We start from the raw sequence: 5,201 nt of genomic DNA on the forward strand, positions 1-5,201 counted from the left end.
TCCTTCGGGGGCGCGGGGCGGTCGAGCGGTGGGCGGCCGGGCCGCGCGTCGCTCCGGACAGGCCGTGGGGGCTGCTCGCCGAGGAGTACGTCGATGCCCGGCTCCACCACGTCAACGGGGTCATGGCCGGTGGCCGGATGCTGTTCGCCTGGTCGAGCGCGTACGTCCGGCCTCCGCTGCGGGCCCTGGAGGAGGGCCTGCCGCGGTCGGGGACCATGCTGCCGCACGGCGGCGAACCGGCCCGTCGCCTGGAGGCGTTCACCGCGGCGGTGATCGCGGCGCTCCCTCCCGTCGCGGAACCGACCAGTTTCCACGCCGAGTTGTTCCTGGCCGCCGACGGCACGGTCTCGCTGTGCGAGATCGCCGCCAGGACGGGCGGCCGGGGCATCAACGACGCCACACGTCTGTCCCACGGTGTGGATCTTGACCGCTGCTCCGCTCGGGGGCAGGCCGGGCTGCGGGTGGAACTGCCCCCGCCGGACGCCCCGCCCCGCCGTCTCGTCGGGTACGTGGCCCTGCCACCGCGCCCGGGCGAACTGCTCGACATTCCCACCGCCTGCCCGCTGCCCGGCGTGCTCGACTACCGCGCGCGGCTGAGTCCGGGCGCGCGTGCCGTCGGCCCGTCCGGGACCGCCGCCGTCGCCCTGGTCACCGGGGCGACACCACGGGAACAGGCCGACCGTCTCTCCGCCGTGGAGCGCTGGTTCTCCGAGCGGGCGCGCTGGCGCCGCCCCGAACCCGACGCGCTCCCGCCCCGCGCGCACGGTGGCTACGAGGCCGGGGACGAGACCGTGGACAAGGCCGTGGCGGAGGCGCCATTGACAACACCCGACCGTCCGGGAAGGTGGTGACCGCGTGCCTTCCGCCCGTCGAGAGGCGAACCGATGACAGCCGATCGCAGTGGCGTCCCCGTCAGTCCCCCGGTCACGGACGCGGACGTCTACGTCGTCTCGTTCCCCAAATGCGGCCGTACGTGGCTGCGGGCCCTCATGGCCAAGGCCATCTCGACGGCTCACGGGATCCCACTGGAGGTCTGCCGGGACCTGAATCTCTTCGAGTTCAGCACGGTGAACCCCGCGCTGCCCCGCATCGTCTTCTGGCACGACGACCATGTCCACCGCCGGAGCCCGGCCGAGCTGTCCCTGGACAAGAGCTTCTACCGCGACCGCAAGGTGGTGCTCCTGGTCCGTGACATCCGGGACACCGCCGTCTCCCGCTACTTCCAGCAGAGTCGGCGCGGCGATACCCCGTACACGGCCGGCCTCGGAAGCTTCCTCCGCGAGGAACACGGCAGTGTCAGGACCTGTCTGGCCTTCTGGAACATCTGGCACGCCCACCAGGACGTGCCCGCCGCGTTCCTGCTCACCTCGTACGAACGGCTGACCGCCGACACCGTCGGCGAGCTCGCCCGCGTACTGCGCTTCTGCGGGCTGCCGACCGGCGAGGAAGTCCTGCGTACGGCGGTGGAGTTCGCCGACTTCACCGCCATGCGCGCCATGGAGGTCGCCGACACACTCGGCACGCACCGCCTGCGGCCCGCTCTGCCCGGCGACCCGGAATCCTTCAAGACCCGCCGCGGCGTCGTCGGCGGCTTCCGCGACTACCTCACCGGCGAACAGTCCGCGCACCTCGTCGCCCTCGTCCACCGGTTCCTCGCGCCACCGTGGCACCCGGCGGCGCTCGCGGCTGAAGCCCCGCACCACCGCACGACACCGTCGTCGCCGGTCTGAACCCGTGTCAGCCCGCCGGCCCGGCAGTGGGCACGGTGCGGACCATGACGAACTCGTCGGCGCGCTCCCCCGTGGCCGCACGCCGGAACCCGTGGCGCGCGTAGAGGCGTTCGGCGGTGACGTTGCCCGCGGCGACCGTCAGCCGCACCTCGGTCACGCCGTGCTCGTCGGCCCAGTGCAGCGCGGCCCGCAGCAGCAGGTCGGCGGCACCCCTGCCGCGCGTGCCGGGGCGCACCCAGACGGACACCAGCTCGGCGGCGCCGGTGCCGGCCGGGACGACTCCGGCGAGGCCGCACGGCTCGCCGTCCTCCTCCGCGAGGAACTGGCTGCGGCCCTCCAGGCGCCGTCGCCACTGTTCCTCGGTGAGGGACTCCTCGCGGGCCAGTGTGGAGCCGAACGCCTCCGGCGCGTCGCGGAGCGCGGCCAGCCGCAGCTCACGGCACAGCTTCCAGTCCGCGGGCGCCAAGGGACGTACGGTGATGGGGCACATGGACCCGACCGTGACACACGCGGCTCCGGCACTCAAACGTGCTCCCGCCCGATTCACCCGTCGGTGCGCGTCCCGTGCATCCCGTACGCCTCGTACACACCTTCCGGCACGCCCCGGACGGAGGCCCCGTGGACGGTCCGCGCCCGCGCCGCGACGATGGCGGCATGACGCTGACACGCACCCCCGTGGTCCCCGGCGCTCCCAGGAGTCGCTGATGCCCGGCTCCCGCCCCCGCATCGCCCTCGTCCTGCGCGGCGAGGCACACCAGAACGGCGGCATCGGCACCAGCGTGCGGCGGCTGGCACGCGGCCTGGACGCGGACGGCCGGTTCGCCGTGGATGTCGTCGCGCTCGTCCCCGACGTTCCGCCCCCGCCGGGCAGCGAGCCGGTGCCCGAGGAACCGTGCGAGAGGGACGGCGGGGTCGGCGTCTTCACGTTGTACGCGGGGGATCCGGCTCTGCCGGGCCCCGACCGCGAAGTGCTCGTGCAGCAAGCCCTGGTCGCGCTGGCGCGCCGACGCGGGTACGCCCTGCTGCACGGTTTCTACGCGAGCTCGGCCGGCTACCACGTGGCCTGGGCGGCAGCCGAGTGCGGCGTGCCGTCGGTGGTGGGCATCCGCGGCAACGACATCCACGGCAACGTCTTCGACAACCGGCTGCCCCGTCTCCAGTGGGCGCTGTCCCACGCCACCCGGATCATCGCCGTGAGCGGCGAGGCCGCCCGGAGGGCCGACATCCTCACGGGCTGCGGGGCGCGTACGACGGTGGTGCTCAACAGCATCGACCCGGCGCCCTACCGCGACGGCTCCGTCCGTTTCCCCGGTTCGCCGGTCGTCGGCACGCTGGGCCTCATCCGTCCCAAGAAGGGCGTCGGCCTGCTGATCCGGGCCTTCCCCACGGTCCTGGAACGGCATCCGGAGGCCCGTCTGGTGCTGGCCGGGGAGATCCGCGAGGACGCCGACGCGCTGCTGGACCTGGCCGCGGTCACCGGCGTCGCGGACCGCGTCGTCCTCACCGGGCCGCTGCCCAGGGGCGATGTCCTGCGGAACCTCCGTGGCATGGACGTCTTCGTGCTGCCGTCCTTGCACGAAGGCTGCCCGAACACGGTGCTGGAGTCCATGCTGGCGGGCACGCCCGTGGTGGCCACCGCCGTGGGAGCCGTACCGGAGATGGTGGTGGACGGCGAGGAGGCCGTGCTGGTGCCCGAGCCCGGTTCCTGGCGGGCGCTCGCCGACGGTGTCCTCACCATGCTCGCCGCCGATCGGCAAGGCATCGCCGAGCGGGCCCGCCAGGCCGTACGGAAGCGGTTCGGCCTGTCACGGGAGGTCGAGGAGAACGCGGCCGTCTACCGCGCCTGCCTCGGCTGAGTCCGGTCCCACGACGCCCACGACGCTCGTGTCTCCCCGTCGTCACCGTCCGCCCGTGCGCGTGCCCTTGAGTGTGTCGGGCAGCACGACGCCCGCGGCCGCGAGCGCCGCGTTCCTGCGGCGCAGTGCCCAGGGGTCGTCCTTGTTGACGGACAGGTGGAGGAGCGCGACGCCGTCCAGCCCGGCGGCGTCGAGGTCGCGGGTCCCGGGTGCGAGGCGCAGGGCGCGTCCGGGCATGAAGTTCCAGCGCAGGGGCAGTTCGCCGGTGCGGATCGCGTCGCGTGCGGCGAGCAGGGTGAGCCAGAGGCACAACTGGTCGTTGGGGACGAACCGGTCGCGCGTGGGCCCGGTGACCATGTGCCGGTACCGGTCCAGCCAGGGGCGCGCGATGCGGCGCAGGGCGGTGCCCGTGCCGTGGACGACGCCGGAGTTCCAGCAGGGCATGGCGCCGAGTTCGGCCGTCGTGAGGGCCAGGCCGAAGGTCTCGCGGATCAGGGCGGCGATCTCGTCCCGGCCGAGCTCCGTGTCGGTGAAGTTGTGGCGGCCGTTGGTCCACAGGGTCTGCACCTTCGGCCGCCGCAGCAGCATGCGGACGTCCGCGTCCGTCCCGGGGCCGACCGGGCTCTCCTCGACGAGGTCCGCGACGTCGTCGAGGAGGAGGGTGTCCGCGTCGAGGTGGAGGCAGGTCCCGGACTCCCCCGGCACGGCCTCCGTCATCGCCCGGATCTTGAGCATGCGCGACCGGATGTGCTCGCTGTGTCCCGGAACGTGCCGGACCTCGACCGTGAAGCCCGCGGTCGCGGCGATGCCGTCCAGTTCCGGGGGCTTGTCGTCGACGAAGAGCCGGACGGGGGCCGTGCGGTTGTACGACCGCAGGGAGCAGATCGCGGCCACGGCCAGGGGAAGGTAGCCGCGCGTACTGGTGAGGGTGACACTCGGGGCGCTGATGATCGCCCACCTCCTCGTGGTCCTCGGGTTCCGGTGGGGTGTCGATGCCGGTCAGCCGCCGTCCGGGAGGTCCCGCTCGCGCAGCCACTCCAGGGCGGCCGCGGCCTGGGCCGCCTGGAAGCGGCGGAGGGTGGGGATGCCGGGCGGCGGCGGGCGCAGCGACCGGTCGGTGAACATGCCCGCGAGCGCGGCAAGGGCGACGGTGACCGCCGCCGGGTCGGCGTCCGCGGCGACGGGGTGCGCGGTGAAGAGCGCTTCGGGCGGCGGGCCGCCCTGCATGCGGATGCTGGGCAGCAGGAAGAGCAGGTCGAGCCAGGGGGCCGCGAGGCAGGCGCGCGGCCAGTCCACGACGTGGACGCGGTCGGGGGTGAGGAGGAGGTTGTCGGCGCGGAGGTCGCAGTGGGCGAGGGTGTCGCCCGCGACCGCGTCGGCCCAGCCGGTCTCCAGTTCCGCCAGGGCGTCGAGATGTCCGGCGGCCCAGGGGTCGAGGCCGTCGCGCGTGGCCCCCTCGGCACGTTCCCGGGCGAGGTTGCGCCAGCCCCGGAACTCGTCGGCCAGTGCGGTGGCGGCGTCGGGCACGACGGCGGCCACGGCGGGCGGTGCCGGGGTGAGGGAGGCGGCGAGGCAGGCGACGGCGTCCAGGACGCGGGCGATGTCGGCGGCGCGC

Annotated in this window: 5 protein-coding genes and 1 pseudogene; 3 read left to right on the forward strand and 3 right to left on the reverse strand. The window is 74.1% G+C overall.

Annotated elements, in window-relative coordinates:
• Together K6I34_RS30955 and K6I34_RS30960 are read left to right on the forward strand one after the other, a co-directional pair.
• Nucleotides 1-851: pseudogene (locus K6I34_RS30955) on the forward strand (hypothetical protein); the annotation flags it as partial.
• Nucleotides 852-884: 33 nt separating this feature from the next.
• Nucleotides 885-1,730 (forward strand): sulfotransferase domain-containing protein, encoded by an 846-nt coding sequence (locus tag K6I34_RS30960; protein ID WP_229331120.1) that lies wholly within the window; start codon nucleotides 885-887, stop codon nucleotides 1,728-1,730.
• A 7-nt stretch (nucleotides 1,731-1,737) separates the two neighbouring features.
• On the opposite strand, the gene K6I34_RS30965 is transcribed toward K6I34_RS30960, so the two are convergent.
• A complete protein-coding gene (locus K6I34_RS30965; protein WP_229331122.1) occupies nucleotides 1,738-2,220 on the reverse strand; it encodes a GNAT family N-acetyltransferase in 483 nt (160 codons plus the stop codon).
• 214 nt (nucleotides 2,221-2,434) lie between these two features.
• Between K6I34_RS30965 and K6I34_RS30970 the strand changes: the two genes are divergently transcribed.
• Nucleotides 2,435-3,586, forward strand: coding sequence for a glycosyltransferase family 4 protein (locus K6I34_RS30970; protein ID WP_229331124.1), 1,152 nt, complete (start codon nucleotides 2,435-2,437; stop codon nucleotides 3,584-3,586).
• A gap of 42 nt (nucleotides 3,587-3,628) precedes the next feature.
• Here K6I34_RS30970 and K6I34_RS30975 read toward each other — a convergent pair whose 3' ends face one another.
• On the reverse strand, nucleotides 3,629-4,480 hold the full coding sequence (locus K6I34_RS30975; RefSeq protein ID WP_229331126.1) for a hypothetical protein: 852 nt from the start codon (nucleotides 4,478-4,480) through the stop codon (nucleotides 3,629-3,631).
• 105 nt (nucleotides 4,481-4,585) lie between these two features.
• Nucleotides 4,586-5,201 (reverse strand): phosphotransferase (locus K6I34_RS30980; RefSeq protein ID WP_229331128.1); only part of this gene is annotated, 616 nt, incomplete at its 5' end.

The organism is Streptomyces sp. UNOC14_S4 (genome assembly GCF_020740835.1).
Taxonomy (GTDB): Bacteria; Actinomycetota; Actinomycetes; order Streptomycetales; family Streptomycetaceae; genus Streptomyces.